This is a genomic window from Paenibacillus sp. Z3-2 (assembly GCF_054161325.1).
In genome coordinates this window covers 4,889,418-4,905,086 of record NZ_CP096397.1, presented here as the reverse complement: position 1 = coordinate 4,905,086, position 15,669 = coordinate 4,889,418, and the positions used below count along the sequence as shown (strand labels likewise).

Below are 15,669 nucleotides of genomic sequence, written 5' to 3'. Positions count from 1 at the left end.
TGGGAGACGGAAGTTCTTATCGATGGGAATGGACCTACGTAAAAGATGCTTTAACGATTAAAAACACAGATGGAAATGGCTCCCCAAGCTCCCGTTCGTTCGGCGGACATGGCAGTTATTCGGGTCCAGGAGTTGTCTCATTGATCACCGAGCAATTATCCATAGAAACGGGTAACACGATCGATCCGTTAAAGGGAGAAGCAGTCATGCATATTTTTGGAGTGTATCCTTCTCCGTTAAAACAAGAGTTGGAATTGGTTGAAAAATATGATTAATCGATTGGATATTAGTTTCCGTCCACCTGGATCGATTCGTCTGCATTCGTTGGTTGATTGGTCGGCGTTCCGGAGCACTTCCGCGGAGAGAATGGCCAAGCAACCATGAGCTTCGGTTATATCTTAAAAGTCTAGTGATCGTATCAATCGATGTAGGAAGTAGAGACCTCTTACCTGAAGATTAATCGTTTTGTTCAGGTAAGTTCGGATTTGTTCTGCAAGCTTGATCACCTGCTCAATGTTTTGGAATTCTAACAGTGCAATTGATTGCTTTAAGTGTACAGTCTCCTCGGAATAAACAGAACTTTGCAATATCTGGATCATCTTAATTTTAAGCAAGTGTGCTTCATTATATAGACGATATTCGTTATCAGAGTTACGTTCAGTAGTGAACAGGCCACTTTTCTCCCAGTATCGAATCGCTGATTTAGGGACCCCCGTCCGTCTAGAGACCTCGTGGATGTGGAAGCGCTGGTTCAAGTCGAAAACTTGACCTTCGTCGGCATACGAATTCAACTCCTCTACCAGTTGTTCCAAACTTGCTTTTTCCTGATGCAGTTTGACCTCCCTCTCCCTAACGACCCACAATGCGTCATCCAACTCATTTCTTTGGAGACCATGTAGCACCTCGGTCGTCACGTCCATCCCGAATGCAGGGGCCATGGCTTGAATACATGCCAGATAGGCTTCATGCCTTTCCGTATACATGCGATAACCATTGGCAGAACGCTCAGCAGGAGGAATTAACCCCTTCGCTTCGTAGTTTCGCAACGTGCTAGCGCTTATCATAAATTTATTCGCCAGTTTTTTTGGTCGCATTCCCATGTTATCCCGCCTTTCTAATAAAAAGAACATTGAAACTATTGTAACGTTAACTCTATCCTTATGTTGATTTTATTTGAACTATCCTATAAAACCTTCCAATTGGCTTACATGTTGTATGATGAAGGCAATACAAATCAAGGAGGAATAAAAATGACCTTTAATCCAGTATTCCATTACGAGATGACAATTGAGGAGATTAGCCAGGTAGGCAATCGGTACATTGAATCGGCATGGAAGCCCTTGTATGACTCTATGCACGATCAACTAATGGTCGCTTTTCATGAGATCGAGGATGCTGCCTATGGGCTGTATTTAGACAGGCTGATGCCTCTTTTTTTTGATGGCCTTGAGGACGCCGGCTTTGAAGCAATGGAATCACTCGATGATCATGATTTCGTTATCGGCCAATGTTTACTATTTCGAAATTCGCTAGAAAAGTGGGGAACGGAGGAAAATAGGTCCAGGTTATTTTGGAATGTTGTACGTAGTAAAAAAAGCCAACAACCTATTGGAACTTTATTGACGGAAATTCCTCATTCCCATCTGAAATTTGAGATTCCTACAGCACCTGTACTCTATTCGTTGAGGGAAATTGAGAAAGAACAGATCGTGCAAGGAATCCGACGCATTAAGGGATAGATCGAGATTGACGAACGCAGTGCCAGCATAAAATGATTCATTGGAAGGTGGGGTTGATTGGAACGATGTATGGGAAACTAGAGCTAGTGAACGGAAGGTGGAAGTTAAGCGAAGTTCACCCGCATGTTGTAATTCGCTTGAAGCAGCTGTTTCCACGCGTTGCAATGAAACAAGCGGGCACATTTTTGTTTTCGAACAGATCGAATATATGTACGGATCTTGTCTGGTTTACTCAGCGGTTTCCGATGGAGATAACTTCTGAAGACAGGGCTAAGTTATTGCGTGGCCACGATAAGTTCTTTGAGAAGAAAGCGTACATGGAACAGATACTCACTCCTGATTATGACCCCATCTTACGCCTAGGCCTCAAACCTGGACAAAAGATTCGCCACTATCAATTACAGGCTATCGATCTGTGCTTGGAACGCCGTTCTCTGCTCCTCGGTGATGATCTTGGCCTCGGAAAGACGTACACAGCGGCTGGTATGCTGCTGGAACCGGATACACATCCCGCTGCCGTTGTCGTTCAGGCTCATCTCCAAGACCAATGGAAAGAGAAGATTGAATCCTTTACGGAGCTTATTGTTCATAAAATTGAAAGAACACGACCATATTCGCTTCCCGTTGCAGATGTTTATTTGTTCAAGTATAGCCAGCTTGCCGGTTGGAAGAACTTCTTTGCAGACGGCTACTTCCAATGTGTCATATATGACGAAATCCAAGAACTTCGAACCGGTCTTACAAGTAATAAAGGCGAGGCCGCGAAAATTTTGTCCGATGCAGCAGAATTCCGGTTGGGTCTTTCGGCAACACCGATTTACAACTACGGTACTGAGATTTGGAATGTCTTACAATTCCTCGACCCCGACCTATTGGGAACCTATTCAGAGTTTATTAGGGAATGGTGCCGTAATGATCGGAAAGTTCATGACCCGGTTGTACTAGGCAGCTTCCTTCGCGATCAGAATGTCATGCTCCGGCGGACGAAAAGAGAAGTTGGCCAACAGTTGCCCCCCGTCAACCAGATCGTCGAGGTGGTCGAGCCCGATTTATCAAAGTTAAAATCGGTGAAAGCACAAGCAAAACAACTTGCCTTAAAAGCTTCCCAAGGGACATACCTGGAACGTGGTCTAGCAGCTCGTGAGCTGGACCTTTTGATGAGACAGGCAACTGGTGTGGTTAAGGCTGCAGGTGTTGCGCAGTATGCGAAACAGTTGTTGGAAGCAGGCATCCCCCTGCTTCTTGTTGGATGGCATCGCAATGTTTATGAGATATGGCTTAAGGAATTGGCAGATTATCGGCCAGCTATGTATACGGGCAGTGAGTCAGATATTCAGAAGATCGAATCCGTTAGGCGGTTTGTTCAAGGGGAGACAAATGTATTCATATTATCGTTGCGTAGCGGTGCAGGGTTGGACGGTTTGCAGTATCGCTGCTCGACTATATTGTTCGGAGAGTTGGATTGGTCGCCTAAGGTACATGAACAAATCCTTGGTCGTTTAAATAGGGAAGGTCAAGAGGAAAAAATCACAGTAGTATACTTAAATTCAGAGGAAGGTTCCGATCCGGTCATGCTAGACGTATTAGGCTTGAAGCAGGCCCAATCAGAAAAAATAATCGACCCTCACGATCTATCGAACACTAAGTCAATTCAAAAGCTAAACAAGACCCAAGCGCTTGTCAATCAGATTCGATAAAGGAATTGAATTGTACGAACACCCTTGTCGCTCCACAGCATCGCATCGAAAAAATATTTCAATTTAACGGAGACGACCTACCATAACGATTCTTCTCCGAATGGCTTCCTACTCCTGGATACGAAAAGGTCGATGGAATGGAATTTGAAATTACAGGAGTTAAAGACGGACTTAATTTCGTTGAGCTATGGTTTGCAGATAAGGATAATAACTTAGGTGTGATTGTTTAAAAACATCTTCTTTGATTATATTCAAATCAAATAGAGCAGTTTGCAAGTTGTCAACTGCTCTATTTTTTCGTTTAGCCCTAAGCAGATAAAACTAAACAAACTTGTTCGTTAATGAACTGGATCAGCATAGCATGACGTATGAGCAACATAAGCCTTCCAAAAATGTTGGGAAGCATGTCCAAATCTACAAATGCTTTTTCAGTTTATTTAATATGTGCTGAGTTCGGTACTATGAAGGATACCGTAGTTCCCCCACCAGGTGTACTTTGAATCGCTAAGCCTTGTCCATATATTTTTTTGAGACGACGATCCGTATTAATTATTCCCACCCCGGATGTCCCAGCTTTTTTCTTGCCATCCAATAGGGAAGAAAGCTTGGTCTCATCCATACCGACTCCATTATCGTGTATGACGAATTTGATGCAGTTTTCTTCTTTCATAGCTGTTATGGTTAGTTTTCCTCCGCTTGCCCGGTTCAATATTCCGTGACGGATTGCATTTTCAACGATAGGCTGTATCGTGAGTGGAGGAAGTTTAGCCTCCAGATGATCGGGCAGGTTCCATTCGACTTCCAAACGCTCTCCGAACCGTTCCTTTTCGATGTATAAATAGGTTCGTAGCAAATCAAGTTCATGGGAAAGGGGAACTAGACGCTCCAAATTTCTCGAATTAAAGCTTCCCTTCAGATAATCACCAAATGCTACGAGCAAGGCAATCATTCGATCTGGATCTAAGAGGCTGAGTGAAGCGATAGAATTGATCGTGTTGAATAAAAAGTGAGGCTGAATTTGAGCTTGGAGCCAGGCAGCTTCCATCCGCAGCTGCTCGTCAACGGATTGCTTGAAATGGATTAATGCACGGACTCTGGATTGTAGCTCTAACACTTCAACCGGTTTTGCCAAGTAATCATTAGCTCCTGCTAGAAATCCAGTATGAATATCCTCAGGTCGGATTCTTGCCGTAAGCAGCAATACGGGTAGCTCGAAAATGGTGAATTTCTTACGTATCAACTGGGTAAGCTCATAACCGGACATCTCGGGCATCATGACATCTACAACAACCAGATCCCATTGGTTATGGCTAATTTGTTTGAGTGCCTTCTCAGCACTGTTCACAGTTGTAACGTCATAACTGCTCAGCTCCAGCAATGACTTTATAACCTTCAAATTGATGGCATCATCATCAACAATAAGGATAGACCCAGTGACACTCTCCATCTTGTATCCGTTCTCTGAAGAAACAGCTGCCTCACTATTTCCTTTCATCGTGTGTTGTATCTGAACGGGATGATCCTCTATGACGTCACCCTTATTTAAACCCTCTATAGATGATGTTGTTGTTGCTGCCAGAGGAAGGTTGAAAGTGAAAGTGGACCCTTTTCCCAAGACAGATCTCAGCTCCAATGTTCCGCCATGAAGTTCCACTAAATTTTTGCATATACTTAGCCCTAGACCTAAACCGCTACCTTGAGAGGTGATACTCGAATCAGATTGTTCATAGGGGAAGAAGATTCTATGCTTCATCTCCTCGTTGATACCGATACCCGTATCCGCAATATGGATATAAACAGTCTCATTCAGGACTTCTGCACGAAGGGAAACACGGCCTTCCCTAGTATATTTCAGAGCATTATGCACTAAATTAAATATAATTTGAATAAGGCGGTTTTCATCTGCTGCCACGTTAGGCAGTGAATCGGGAATTTCATTCACCAGCTGCACGTTTTTATCCACCGTCATATAGTTAAGCATCTGGATTATGCCCCCTGACACAGCAGATAAAGAAACACTCGCTATATTTAGCGTGATCCGGCTGTCTTTGAGAAGAGTGATGTCTATCAGGTCATCGAGCAGATGTGACATACGTTGTCCAACTTTAGTGATCAGCATTAAATCTTCTTGGTCCATCGTATCTATCTTACTGTTCCTTCGAATGATAATGGATTGAGCTATATTAATGATCGCGTGTAACGGATTTCGAAGTTCATGTGACGTATTAGCAAGAAATTCATCTTTCTGCTTGTCCACCTTTTTGAGCTCTGCGGCTTGTTTCTCAGCACGTATTGCCGTTTTGGTGAAGCGTACAAACCAGAAAGAGGCAAAAACAACAAAAGCCACAATAAGGTCGATGGGGTAGAAAGGTAGATCATTATCAAACCTATTTTTGAAAAATCCGCTGAATACCATATTGAATGAAACGGCAATTCCGGCAAGTAATATTGAAATAGCTGCTTCTTGACCTGTCCTGACAGCTTGTCTAGAAATGATAGGGACAAGTAATATGGCTGAGAGCATAAAAATGCCAAGAATCTTAGATGTGTAATCTAGCCAAGCAAGGGGGGAGAACAGGTTAATAGCTGCATAAGAATAAAAGAAAATAGAGAAGATAATGATCAGTTTCTTAAAACTATTAATAGACAGCAGATGCTTTGTACATAGCACCAAACAGTATGAAAGGGCAGAATATCCAATGATTCTCATCCGTATTGCCCATTCAAAGTTTATAGGAAACCATTGAAGCAGCATTCTGTCATCGTCCATCCACGTAACAATCAAGGCAAATATAATAATTCCGGCAAAATAAAAAAGCTCTCTCTTTCGATGGCCGACGAAAAGCAGGATAACGACATATAACATGTGAAGCAACAGAATAATGCCAACTAGCAGCTGCATGTTCTCACTACTATACTTTTCTTTCATGACTGCAGCTGAAGTTCCAAATTTGATGGATTGAATAATTCCACCTTTGTTATGATAGTGAAAATTGCTGACGTGAATCACAATATCAATGTTTGACTGCTCCACTGTAAAGTTACCTGTATACGGTACGACCTTAGAGATCGTTCCAATTGAAGTTTCATCAGGGTGGCCTGATTCGTATAACAGGTTACCGTTAATATATAAGCGATAAGCAGTCTTGATTTCAGGAATATGAATGCCATAGGACGTATTCGATTTAGGCAAAATTACGCGAAGTCGATAAGTTCCGAAATTGGATTCTGGACTCGTATCATTAAAAGTACCGGGAACCTTTGTTGGATTTACAATACTCTGCCTTTCATTGAAGGATATACGGGGAGAAAGGAAGATATCAGGGGAGAAGTTCCATTGCCCGTTCAGTGTGATCGTCTGTCTATCATCAAATTGCCAACTTGATAAATCAAGTTCCCCTTGTACTGCATGAGGTTGACTTGGAGAAGAGTACTCCGTATACCATAAAAGCCTCATTCCCATTAAAACTGCTAAGTAAATTAGAATAAGCCATGCCAGCCTGAGTTTTAATATGTTTTTCTTAATTTGAATGAATGATGGCAACATTAACAATCCTTTATCATACGTATAGTGGAAAAAATACTGACTCTCCTAGGGAGTTGGCACAAGATAACAACATCTGCCTAAAATGCTGATTTTAAGCGGCTATGTTTCCTTTCCCATCCCCTAAACCATTGTTGAATATCGTCTCCTGGGGGCATATCGTACTCCTCTTCTAGTACTTCTACGAGTTCTTGATAACACTCAAGGGCCATTTTTGGTTCATCTATCTTGTCATAGAGCTTCATCAAAGCAAATGCAAACTTTTCCTCGGCCGGATTGAGACGGTTTATCTGTAAGTATATTGTCAAAGCTTCGCTAAGTTTCTGTTGATCTTCATACCACTGTCCTAAACATAGTGCTGTATTAAGCCATGATCGTTTGAGCCTTTGCCGCTCTCCCTCTGCCCACCAGTAATCATATTCTTGCAGATAATCACCTGTATAACTGTTGAATTTCCTAAGGTAGATCTCCAGGTTGTTTTCCGATATATCTTTAACGTCCGGAGAGGAGTCCCACTCTGCCACATCCAGGATAACATTCTCTAGCTCCAATAAGTAACCGTCATTCGCACTCTTGATCTGAAACCTCTTTCCATAAGGGTTGAGGCTTTTGCGAATATGGTAAATCGTTGTGTAAAGTTGTGAATATGCTTTATTTACATCTACATTAGTCCATAGCGAGTCCACGATAAATGATTTGCGAACTAGCTGCCCTCTGTGCTGAAGTAGATACAAAAAAAGTTCCTGCGCTCTGGTGGTTCTCCATTGGATTAACGAGAAGTGGCCAGATGTTTGCGGCTCTTCAATCATGACTTGTTTGAACAACGTCATCTTAAGTGGTTTTAGAGAATCAGCATGATTAAAGCTCACGGTATTACTACTGATTATCCGATTCATCGTTTTGGACAATCGATCAAAGCGGACCGGTTTTATAAGATAATCAATGGCGTTCACTTCGAAGGCTTTTACAGCGTATTCTTGATAGGCCGTTACAAATACAACGATCAAACCAGGTTCATGCTCCAGCAATTTTTCGGCTAACTCAATACCATTCATCTCGGGTAATTCAATATCAATAAACGCAATATCCACCCTTGTATGTTTTGATATATCTATGGCGTCATAGGGGTTTGTAAACTTACCGATAATTTCAAGACTGAAGTTATCCATCTTCATTAAATGATGCTCTAAATAAGACAAAGCTAAAAGTTCATCGTCAATAATAATAGCTCTCATCTTGAATACTCCTTATATAACTAGTGAGTTTAGTTTACTATATTGATTTTATCACGGATGTTGAAAAATGGAATTAAAACTCGAAATATGTAGTCACCTATACGTATTCTTATACAAAGAGATGATGAATAGAGATGATTTCAAAAGAATCTCACGGTAGGCGAAACCCGTCTGCGTTGGGCGTAATAGCTCCTGTGCGAAGCTCGTGAAGGATATTACTTATGTCCGGATTGGACATGATTTTGCTTATCTATCGGTTGTGATGGATCTGTACAACAACGAATTGTAGCCTGAGAACTCTCCGAGCGAAATGACTTAAAACTCGTTATGGACACAGTGAAGAAACTGAAATGTGGACCAACCTACAGTTGTATTTGGAGAAGCCTCAAAATCTGGAACAAGCAAGGACCTAAATTATGGAGTATATTTCGTTTTACAACAAGGAACGTTTCCAAAACAAACTCGGCGACCTCTCTTAGTCACGGCGTGCATGAACCAAAAAAAACAGGACATCCATGTACTTGGGTAACTAGTTTGAAATTCCATAAACTGATAAAGCCCCACTAATCGTCGTGATCGGTGGGGCTTTGCATATGAATATACGAGTAGATTAGTACGGTATATGATCTATTACTAGTATCTTAACAAATCATAACCATGGGCCATGTAAAGTAAGGATTTTTTTCATCATATATCAGCTACTCTACTATACAGTCTGCATTTCCTCAGCAAGTCTATGACTTGTTCAAAGCCGTTCTTCTTTTCCAACGTTTCAAAAGCACATACAATCCAAAAGCGCCTAAGAAGATCGCCGCTGCCGGAATGATATAAGGTTTAACAATCTCGTCCACATGCTCCCATTGAGAGCCCAATTTGAAGCCTAAGTAGATGTACAATGAGGTGATCGGAAGCATGGCCAAGAATGTAAAGATACTGAATTTAAACACATTCATCTTCGCCATACCACAAGGGATGGAGATCACGGTCCGAATGCCGGGAACAAAACGTCCATAGAAAGCTACCCCACTGCCATATTTCTCGAAGAACTTATCGGAAGCGTCCAGATGGTGGGGGCGAATCAAGAAATACTTGCCGTATTTTTCGACCATTGGTCTGCCGCCGTATCGTCCCAGGGCGTATAACGTCAGAGGTCCAAACGTTCCGCCTACGGTACCAGCCAGAATTGCCAGCCATAGCTTCATATCCCCAAGATACACCCAGTATCCCGCCATGGGCAGCACAAGTTCAGCGGGTACAAATTCAAACGACAAGGCAATGACCAGACCTGCGTACGATAAATCTTTAAAAAAGAGTATAAATTGCGTGATCCATTCAGTCATGCTTTCCCTCCAAGAATCTACCTATTTTTATATAAAAGAAACACTCCTGTACAAAGAGTAACAATAGCGAATAGAGCTTGTCAAAGCTTACATGGATATCCATTAAGCCCGTCATGGCGGGATATGTTAGGTGTTACATACGTCTGGACACGGTTCGACACGAATCAGCAGACGCTTACTTCTTAAGCAACTTGACCACTCTTATCCCCTTTCACAATGGAAAGCCGATATAACTCTCTGAAAATGTTTCCAAATATAGTATGATAAGACTATCACTAGCTTCTTCACCATCCTATACATAAAGAGAAGGAGATCAGAACATGGCCGTAACTTCGATTATCGAACAAATTCATATTATTGAATACGATCCCTCTTACGCTGCCGCACTCGCGGATATGTGGAACCGCAGTAATGAAAGCTGGGGAGGTGGCACCAACCTTAGAACAGAGGAAACGGTTCGCCGGGAGATGGAGAATTCGTCCAATCTTCATGCATTTCTAGCTGTTCATGGGAAAGAGGTGGTTGGGTTTTGCAGTTTCGCCCACTACCGCTATGACGAGAAAGCCCTATATGTACCGCTGCTTAACGTACGCCCCGACTATCACGGGTATAAGGTCGGACGCAATCTGATCCTGAATGCTGTGCGCAAGACTGTGGAGGCTGGATGGCCACGCCTGGATCTGTTCACATGGGCAGGGAATACGAAGGCTGTACCGATGTACAAGAAATGTGGATTCTTCTGGGAGAAAAAAGATGAACATGTGCATCTGATGAATTTCATCCCCACCATCTTGCAGACCGAAGCACTCGCTCCTTATTTTGAGGAGCTGGATTGGTATGCAGACAGTACGCGGGAACTCGTCACCGAGCCGGATGGCCGACGGGAGCGCGGTTTTGATTTCTTTGACTACACGTGGAAAAAGGGAGATGTCTCCCTGCGGGCTGAATTTGAAAAGTCGGGTCGCGGGCTGACTGCCCTCGAAACACCGGATTACGAAATCTCCACAGAAGTCGACGATCATGATCTGGTATTCGGTTCCAGCTATAAGGTTCGCTATCGCATCAAGAACACTTCTGCGTCTGAACTGGCGGTTGAGATCAAGGGTCAGAATAACAAAAACATTCGATTTGCGCTGGAAACTGCACGAGCAGTCGCTCCGGGAGAAACCATCATCGTGGAGGGTGAGTTTCACCTTGATCCGATTACAGAGGAACAGAATAACAATAAGACCCATCCCGTTGTCGCCAGCACATGGCTGATTAACGGCAAGAAAGCGGAGTTCAGGTTGGGTATCGCCCCGAAGTTCCCAGCCAAGATTAAGACTGTATTGCCCGTGAAAGAGCTTTACCCCGGCATCCCGGCGGAATTGGTTCTGAACGTGGAAAATAATGTGGATGCAGAAACGGAGTTCAGCTTGGACCTGCCTGAGGATGAATTCCTTGAATGGGCAGAGCCTTCGGTGCGCTTTACGGTACCTGCCAAAGGCAAAGTGTCAGTGCCAGTGCCTTTCACTTTGCGTTCGTATGGTCTCTATTCCCAAGAAGTAGAAGTGAAGGCAGTCCCAGTGGGGAACCATGCGATCTCTTTTACAAGTAAACTTTCTGTACTGATGAAGGGAATCGAAGGGAAATATGGCGGGCAGGTTGAGGATCAATGGGTGGCTGTCAATGGCGCATTCTCCATCCATATGAGCAAACAGGAAAATAACATGTGGATTGAATATCCGGGCTCCCGTCATTCGTTCTGGTGGACTTATCCGAAGCTGGGTAAGCCGTTTGCCGAAGAGTTATCCAAGAAACAAGCAAAAGAAGTGAATATCTATCCCGAAGGGGCACGTCAGGTTCTTGAGGCACTGTATGACTCGGAGGATTTCCCTGGGTTGCAGATCAAGTCTGTGGTCAAGCTGTCTGCGAATGGAATCGCTGAATTCCACCACGAGGTTGAGAATACACGAGACACCGCCTGGGAAGAGGACCTGTTTCTGATGAATAACTTCGGATTCTATGGAAGCGGGCTAATCCTCCCGTACCAAGACCGTTTTGTGGATATGGGCGATGATTATGCAGGTGATCCGAATCATTGGGACAGTGCGCAGATTACGGAAAACTGGCTGTTTTGCAAGGAAGAGTATGGCGCGTGCGGCATCTATTGGGACCCTTCCCTGAAGCTGATTCGTCCAGAGTACACGCTGGGGTTGCAGCATGAGCTTGGACGTTTGGAGGCAGGCGCTGTAGCACGAACCAAGGAAACGGTGTTTGCTCTGAACACGTTTGCCAAATGGTCGGATTTCCGTGCGTTTGCTCGCAAACAGCGTAACCCGATTATTCCGTTGCTGGACAGTCATCTGGATCTGACACTGAGTGAGGGGAATCCATTTGCCCCGGATGTGCTACAAGCTGCGTTGACTGAACACAAACTGGTTCCGCTTGCGGGCAAGCTAGAGCTGTACGTACAGCAGGGTGCCGAACCGGAGGTTATGGCAATTGCTAAGGAATTCAATCCGGAGCAGAATCTTAACTCCGCGAAGCTGATATTTTCACCAGACGAAGCGGACCAGCATGACCAACACGTGAGTGGTTGGAAAGTTCGTGGGGTATACCGGGGTGAAGATCGGATTCAGGAGCGAACGGCCCTTTGGTTCCCGCAGAGCGGAACAGAGGTTAAGCAAATACTTGAAGAAGGTTCATCTGGACCTTTGTACACCGTAGACAATGGAGTATTGTCGATCGCCGTTGCTCCTGAATTCGGGAGTGTAGTACACTCTCTGAACTATGCAGGAGAAGAATGGCTGGACAGCTCGTACCCTGAACCGGCTCCACGCTCGTGGTGGAATCCGTGGTACGGCGGGCTGGGTGTGGGGATTCCGGGCATGAATGGTTTCAGCCGTCAGTTGGAACAGAGAGCCGCTTCCTGGACAGAGCAGAAGGATCAATACGGTAACGTCTGGAAGGGTGTAAAACTGACCACCCGGATTGAGAAGCATGAAGCGAATCGGGGAATTACGATCCACCAGCATTATCTGATGCTGCCAGGTGTTCCTGTACTCTGCACCCTGCTTGAAGTGATGAATGAAAGCGGCCTGACGCTGACGAATTACTCGCTTGCGGAGGAACGTTTCCTCCAGCCTTCATCTATCTTTGCGGAAGGTTGGATAGAGCAACCGGGTAAAGATCGATTCCCGCTGGGCAAGGTGGATGTAGGCCTGCCACTTGAAGACCTTTTGCGAGTAGGATCGGTTTCGCGTGAGAATATGCTGCATGCGGTCCATCGTTACCCGAACCAGAGTGCATGGGGTTTTGCCAACAATCAGGTGACCGGTCTGAACGTGAGTCATCATCTGACACTCCATCACGGGGAAACAGTCTGGACGGAGCCGACATATCTGGTTCTGGGACCAATCCCGCTAAGTTCAGCGGATGTGCATGACCTTCTAAAACTGAATTTTGCAACTTCTACCGATGAAAAGGAGGCTTCACATGCCGATCATTGATATTCACATTCATCTGTCGGACATCGACAGCTTCCATCGAACAGCGATTGATCTATCGAAAGTGGATTACTCTGCCGCTGGTCTTCAAGCGGAGTTCGATAAGAACGACGTCATTATGGGTATCGGCATGGGGGTTACGGAGCAGACGAAGGGAGCATTCCCGGATTCCAGTTCCCCTAACCCGATGGGACTTGACCTGGAAGATAAGGTTCCATCATTCCTCATGGAATGCGTGGGCATCAATCCCAATGCGCTAGACGGTAAAAACGCTCAGGACGAGCTTGACCGGATTGAAGCAAGACTGCAATCCCCTGAGGTAGCCGGAATCAAACTCTATGCCGGATACTATCATCACTATGTGTATGACAAAATCTATACCCCGGTCTATGAACTCGCAGCTAAGTATAACTTGCCTGTCGTGATTCATACAGGAGACACGTACTCCATGAACGGGTTGCTCAAGTATTCGCATCCGCTGACGGTGGATGAATTGGCCTTTCAGCAGCGCGGTGTGAACTTCATGATCTGTCATCTGGGTGATCCCTGGGTGATGGATGCAGCTGAAGTGGTGGCGAAGAATCCTAACGTGTACGCGGATTTGTCTGGTCTTGTGGTGGGGGATCGGCCTCATTTTGAACGGTTCATGAATGAGCCTCTGTTCATGGATCATTTCCGCCGGGCCTTGGTCTATTCGGATCATTACGAGAAAATGCTGTTTGGCACTGACTGGCCGCTTGCGCCCATCGATCTGTATGCCGAATTCGTCCGCCGGCTTGTACCGGAGCAGCATCATGATAAGGTGTTCTACGAGAATGCCTTTGGGCTGTTTCCACGTATTGGACAGCGTATTGCCGATCTGGGTTAAGCGAGGGATATGATTTCAACATGGAATTCGTGATTATATAAGCTTATATCACAAAATGTACCCTATGGAGCAGACACGTATAAGTCTCTCTGTAGGGTATTTTTTTGCATGCGTGTTCGAGGTATTTTACAACGAGTATAACGAAATGAAGTACAGCATGAGAACGGAAAACAATACGATCCAGCTTATACGGTATACTCAATATCAGAAAAAAGCCTGACAACATTGTCAGGCCCCTTTCGAGTTAATCCTTTGCTTCAACTACTGACTCATTGACACGGGTATCCTTTCGTTTCAGATACAACTTGCTTGGACGATGCAAGAGCACGATGAGCAGGGAGAAGAGATGAATCAGGGTGAACAGGTTACTTTCATTGGGAATGGCAACGAGTAACGCCAGACTCAGAAACGTCACGGTGAGCTTGAACTTTCTCTTGGTGATGAATATAACAGCGAGCAGGCTTGGGCCAATCATAAACAACATTCTGCCTATGATTACGCCAGAGGCGTAAGCCAGATCATCACCTTTACGCGAGAAAGCAAGGTAAGCTTCTATGTTCTGGTTGAAGTCAATGAGGAACACGATAAAGGACACGATCACGTAGATCAGTTTTACACTCAATAAAATGCGCACGACATTTAATAGCGTGGGCAATGCTGTTTTTACCATACCACTTCTCCTATTCTACTTCGAATCTATAACCGCAGATTCTCCTGGTTGTATTCTCGCGGAGGGCCTTCCTGCTTCAGATACACCTTGCTAGGCTTATGAAGCAACAGACAGAGCAACATGAAGATGTGCAGCAAGATGAGGAAGTTCTGAAAGAACACAACGCCAAAAAATAGGGCCAGGCTCATGAAGGTAATTGTTAGCTTATAGCTTCGTCTTGAGATAAATACGATAGTCAGAATCGGCGGAACCAGAACCATGAGGACTCGGAACCCGATACTTGTAAAATAGGCGACCTGATCAGATAGCGGAAACGCGGAGTAATCCGCACTATTACGGAATAGATCTGCAATGAGGAATGTCATGGAGATCCCAATGAAGATGGATTGTACCCCTAACAGGGCACGGATGACGTTTAATAAAGTGGGCATTTTCGTATTCAATAAGTCGTCCCTCTTCCTGCACGATATGTATTTCATACATTATACGATGTTGATATCATATTTTGTATTAACCCAAAGTCTACATTTTCCAATCGTCTGCAGTGGCCTTTGACCTACAATCATCCCGCTTCAAAACAAAATAGGAATACGAAGAAACCCGCCTCTCCAAAGAGAACCGGGTTTCTCGAAAATGTGAGCATCTGTACCCATCTAAGGGTACAGGTGTTTTTTGGTGATGTGCTACTCTCCACGAACGGATGGTGCATACGCCAGCACTTCCATTTCAATTAAATAGGGGCCTAAACCGCTGAATACGGTAATACGGGCGGGATATGGTTGCTTAATCATTCGCGTATATACTTCGTTGTATTCGGGCTGATCTTCTACACGGGCCAGATGCGTGGTTGCCTTCACAATATGGTCAAGTGTAAGTCCGGCTTCTTGCAGAATAACCTCAATATTGCGAATGCACTGTTCGGTCTGTTCCTTAATGCCGCCAATGGGCTCAAGCGTCTGTGGATCGACACCTACTTGACCTGCGACGTAGACCATATCTCCTGCACGGACAGCATGGGAGAAAGGAAGTGGGAATTGGGGTGCAGCACTTGCGTGTATGGTGGTAGACATAGTCGTTGTCATTCCTTT

General features: G+C 44.6%; 12 protein-coding genes. 5 read left to right on the top strand and 7 right to left on the bottom strand.

Annotated features, from left to right (window positions below):
• The first annotated feature begins 140 nt into the window (after nt 1–140).
• Entirely contained in the window at nt 141–275 is a 135-nt protein-coding gene (locus tag M1D71_RS21920) for a hypothetical protein (RefSeq protein ID WP_458123665.1), read from the top strand.
• A gap of 123 nt (nt 276–398) precedes the next feature.
• Here M1D71_RS21920 and M1D71_RS21915 read toward each other — a convergent pair whose 3' ends face one another.
• Nucleotides 399–1,100, bottom strand: coding sequence for a MerR family transcriptional regulator (locus M1D71_RS21915; RefSeq protein WP_458123664.1), 702 nt, complete (start codon nt 1,098–1,100; stop codon nt 399–401).
• A 150-nt stretch (nt 1,101–1,250) separates the two neighbouring features.
• Between M1D71_RS21915 and M1D71_RS21910 the strand changes: the two genes are divergently transcribed.
• Together M1D71_RS21910 and M1D71_RS21905 are read left to right on the top strand one after the other, a co-directional pair.
• Complete coding sequence (locus M1D71_RS21910) at nt 1,251–1,739, top strand: DUF6022 family protein (RefSeq protein ID WP_458123663.1); 489 nt, start codon at nt 1,251–1,253, stop codon at nt 1,737–1,739.
• Between the two features lie 53 nt (nt 1,740–1,792).
• A complete protein-coding gene (locus tag M1D71_RS21905; protein WP_458123662.1) occupies nt 1,793–3,436 on the top strand; it encodes an SNF2-related protein in 1,644 nt (547 codons plus the stop codon).
• A 433-nt stretch (nt 3,437–3,869) separates the two neighbouring features.
• Here M1D71_RS21905 and M1D71_RS21900 read toward each other — a convergent pair whose 3' ends face one another.
• The 3 genes from M1D71_RS21900 to M1D71_RS21890 form a co-directional block, all read right to left on the bottom strand.
• Complete coding sequence (locus tag M1D71_RS21900; protein WP_458123661.1) at nt 3,870–6,983, bottom strand: ATP-binding protein; 3,114 nt, start codon at nt 6,981–6,983, stop codon at nt 3,870–3,872.
• Between the two features lie 77 nt (nt 6,984–7,060).
• The gene (locus tag M1D71_RS21895; protein ID WP_458123660.1) at nt 7,061–8,215 is read right to left on the bottom strand and encodes a response regulator; all 1,155 of its coding nucleotides are present in this window, start codon (nt 8,213–8,215) and stop codon (nt 7,061–7,063) included.
• Nucleotides 8,216–8,949: 734 nt separating this feature from the next.
• Nucleotides 8,950–9,555 carry a DedA family protein gene (locus M1D71_RS21890; protein WP_458123659.1) on the bottom strand — a complete coding sequence of 202 codons (606 nt, stop codon included), beginning with the start codon at nt 9,553–9,555 and terminating at the stop codon, nt 8,950–8,952.
• Nucleotides 9,556–9,875: 320 nt separating this feature from the next.
• Between M1D71_RS21890 and M1D71_RS21885 the strand changes: the two genes are divergently transcribed.
• Both M1D71_RS21885 and M1D71_RS21880 read left to right on the top strand, forming a co-directional pair.
• A complete protein-coding gene (locus tag M1D71_RS21885) occupies nt 9,876–13,046 on the top strand; it encodes a GNAT family N-acetyltransferase (protein ID WP_458123658.1) in 3,171 nt (1,056 codons plus the stop codon).
• A complete protein-coding gene (locus tag M1D71_RS21880; protein ID WP_458123657.1) occupies nt 13,033–13,911 on the top strand; it encodes an amidohydrolase family protein in 879 nt (292 codons plus the stop codon). The genes M1D71_RS21885 and M1D71_RS21880 overlap by 14 nt, the downstream gene beginning before the upstream one ends.
• A 244-nt stretch (nt 13,912–14,155) precedes the next feature.
• On the opposite strand, the gene M1D71_RS21875 is transcribed toward M1D71_RS21880, so the two are convergent.
• The 3 genes from M1D71_RS21875 to M1D71_RS21865 all read right to left on the bottom strand — a co-directional run bounded on the left by M1D71_RS21875 (nt 14,156) and on the right by M1D71_RS21865 (nt 15,651).
• The gene (locus tag M1D71_RS21875; protein WP_458123656.1) at nt 14,156–14,581 is read right to left on the bottom strand and encodes a hypothetical protein; all 426 of its coding nucleotides are present in this window, start codon (nt 14,579–14,581) and stop codon (nt 14,156–14,158) included.
• 26 nt (nt 14,582–14,607) lie between these two features.
• Nucleotides 14,608–15,024, bottom strand: coding sequence for a hypothetical protein (locus M1D71_RS21870; RefSeq protein WP_458123655.1), 417 nt, complete (start codon nt 15,022–15,024; stop codon nt 14,608–14,610).
• 240 nt (nt 15,025–15,264) lie between these two features.
• Complete coding sequence (locus tag M1D71_RS21865; RefSeq protein ID WP_458123654.1) at nt 15,265–15,651, bottom strand: RidA family protein; 387 nt, start codon at nt 15,649–15,651, stop codon at nt 15,265–15,267.
• Nucleotides 15,652–15,669 lie beyond the last annotated feature (18 nt).

Excerpts from the sequence above, each read along its gene's own strand:
- M1D71_RS21895 (WP_458123660.1), bottom strand. The coding sequence starts at position 8,215 with ATGAGAGCTATTATTATTGACGATGAACTTTTAGCTTTGTCTTATTTA.
- M1D71_RS21890 (WP_458123659.1), bottom strand. The coding sequence starts at position 9,555 with ATGACTGAATGGATCACGCAATTTATACTCTTTTTTAAAGATTTATCG.
- M1D71_RS21880 (WP_458123657.1), top strand. The coding sequence starts at position 13,033 with ATGCCGATCATTGATATTCACATTCATCTGTCGGACATCGACAGCTTC.
- M1D71_RS21910 (WP_458123663.1), top strand. The coding sequence starts at position 1,251 with ATGACCTTTAATCCAGTATTCCATTACGAGATGACAATTGAGGAGATT.
- M1D71_RS21875 (WP_458123656.1), bottom strand. The coding sequence starts at position 14,581 with ATGGTAAAAACAGCATTGCCCACGCTATTAAATGTCGTGCGCATTTTA.
- M1D71_RS21915 (WP_458123664.1), bottom strand. The coding sequence starts at position 1,100 with ATGGGAATGCGACCAAAAAAACTGGCGAATAAATTTATGATAAGCGCT.
- M1D71_RS21865 (WP_458123654.1), bottom strand. The coding sequence starts at position 15,651 with ATGTCTACCACCATACACGCAAGTGCTGCACCCCAATTCCCACTTCCT.
- M1D71_RS21900 (WP_458123661.1), bottom strand. The coding sequence starts at position 6,983 with ATGTTGCCATCATTCATTCAAATTAAGAAAAACATATTAAAACTCAGG.
- M1D71_RS21885 (WP_458123658.1), top strand. The coding sequence starts at position 9,876 with ATGGCCGTAACTTCGATTATCGAACAAATTCATATTATTGAATACGAT.